At 58.2% G+C, this 2,068-nt stretch carries 1 protein-coding gene and 1 pseudogene; both read left to right on the forward strand.

Annotation, left to right across the window (positions count from 1 at the left end; all coding sequences use genetic code 11):
- Window positions 1-1,220, forward strand: a pseudogene (locus CAPSK01_RS15335) (hypothetical protein); the annotation flags it as partial.
- A 544-nt stretch (window positions 1,221-1,764) separates the two neighbouring features.
- Window positions 1,765-2,068, forward strand: a 304-nt coding sequence (locus tag CAPSK01_RS15340; RefSeq protein ID WP_034928530.1) for a hypothetical protein, incomplete at its 3' end; no start/stop codon positions are given.

A 2,068-nucleotide genomic window follows, 5' to 3' on the forward strand; every position in this document is an offset into this window, starting at 1 on the left:
CCATCCAGCCGGCCCAGCGCGAGGCGGAAGCGGCCCGCCTTTCCGGTCTGGAAGAACCCTGCCAGAATCGGGCCGACTATTTTGCCTATCAGGGGGTGCTCCTGCTGACCCTCGGGCGTCCCCAGGAAGCGGCCCTGGCGCTGGAGAAAGCCCTGCTGCTCAATCCCGACCTGGCCGGTACCGAGCTCGACTACGCGCAGGCGCTCGCAGAAATGGGCCAACGGGATTCTGCCATCATCATCGCTGAAAAGGTTTTGCAACGCCCAGATATTCCATTCGTATTGAAAGAGTGGTTGTCCAAGCAACTCGGCGTCTGGAAGGGAGACGGCTGGCGGCTGGACTGGTCGATCGAGTTCCTGGGGGGCGCCGAATCGAATCTCAACAGCGCTCCTGGCATCCAGTTCCTGACCCTGACCCTGCCCGGCGGCAGTTTCCCGGTGCAACTGGCCGACAACGAGCGCATTCCCGGCGGCGCGGCGCGCACCGCCTGGGTCGGTTCCGCCGCCCGCGCCTGGGGGGGCGGAATGGTCCTGTTCAACGGTGAAATCAGCACCCGCAACAGTCCCGGCAAGTCGGACACCAACCAGGCGATCGTCAGTGCCAACGCCGCCTACTTTCATCCCTTCCTCGCTGGGCAGATCGGCTTCCGTTTCGGCCAGACCCGGCTCTGGATGGCCAATCAGCCGACTTACACCAGCACCGGCTGGGGTCTGCTCTACCAGCTCCCGCCGCCATTTGCACCCGCCGGCTGCGCCAGCAATCTTGGCTACAGTGATGAAAACCGTGACTTTCCCGCGGCCCCGCTGCAGGCCGGCCGCTATGCCGGCCCCAAGGCCTGGCTATTCTGTCGAGGCGAAGTCTGGGATTTCAATGTCCTGTTACAGGATCGCAAAGACCGCGCGCGTGACTCCGACCGGCCGGGCGGCGACCAGCGGCGCTCCGACATCACCCTCGGCATTGCCCGCAGGCTGGGGTTGGACACCGTGTCGCTGTGGGTCCAGCGTGGCCGGGACCTCGACGACCTCCCGTACAGTTCGCTGCTCGGCGGGCAGCCGCGCCGCGTCGACCGCCTGGCGGGACGCCTGTCCTACGAACATCCGCTGGCAGATCAGTGGTCTATTGTGGCTTATCTCGAAAATACGTTGCAAAAAAGCAACATAGCCCTGTTCAATATGGAAAATCATGCGATATACTTCGGCCTCAAGTTTCACGGGCGCTGAGCCGGGGGGGCTTGCTAGGGCCTTCGCACTCGGATAGCATATGATGAATATGGCGTAAGTGTATGATTTTTTTTTTGTTATTACTTCCGTACTGTCGTGCCGGTCAGTTGGTCCACCAGTTTGCACAGGGCTCGGCGCAGATGGTCTCCAACATCACGGCGGACTGCCTTGGTTTCCAGAGACGGCTTGAAACCTCATATAAACAATGGGTTAGGTTTTCCATTCCGAGTGCGGAGGCCCTGGAGAGCTTGCTTTGGCTACGAAATAGATGCGGCTGTGCGATCGGTGTTTGTGATTGAAATCACAAACAAGCAGGATCCTGGCGAGCTAGTATGCGCTCGTCCGGTAGTGTGATAAATGTTGTATTTAGTTACATCGTCCGGCCTTTATTAAACTAAAGTCGGCGTAAGCGGATCGCATATTCGCCAAAACGCTTTGTTTCAGTGAGTGTTGGCGAGTGTACGTAAAATGATAAAATGATGATGCCTCGGCTCGGTTTTGCTTTGTGCACAGAGTTCATTCAACAATCTTGAAAGGAAGTTTCATGAATATATCGACCCCCAACGTCGTCGTTGCGCGCTTTGCCAGTGCTTTGTACGATGTGGCTCTCGATTTTAATACCGGTCGGCAGGTTCTAGCTGCGGTTTCTCCCCCCAATGATATCAACACCTTTTTCAATCAGCTCTATGTTCGCGACTTCAATTCGATGCCGGCCGAAACCGTGGCGACCACTATTGCCACCAACCTTGGGCTGACTGGCGACGCCTTCGACCAAGGTGTTCTTTTCCTCACCGGCTGGCTGAACGGCACTCCAGTTGGGGAGCGGGGGGCGGTTATCAGCCAGATTC

This window comes from Candidatus Accumulibacter vicinus, assembly GCF_000584955.1.
GTDB classification, from domain to species: Bacteria; Pseudomonadota; Gammaproteobacteria; order Burkholderiales; family Rhodocyclaceae; genus Accumulibacter; species Accumulibacter vicinus.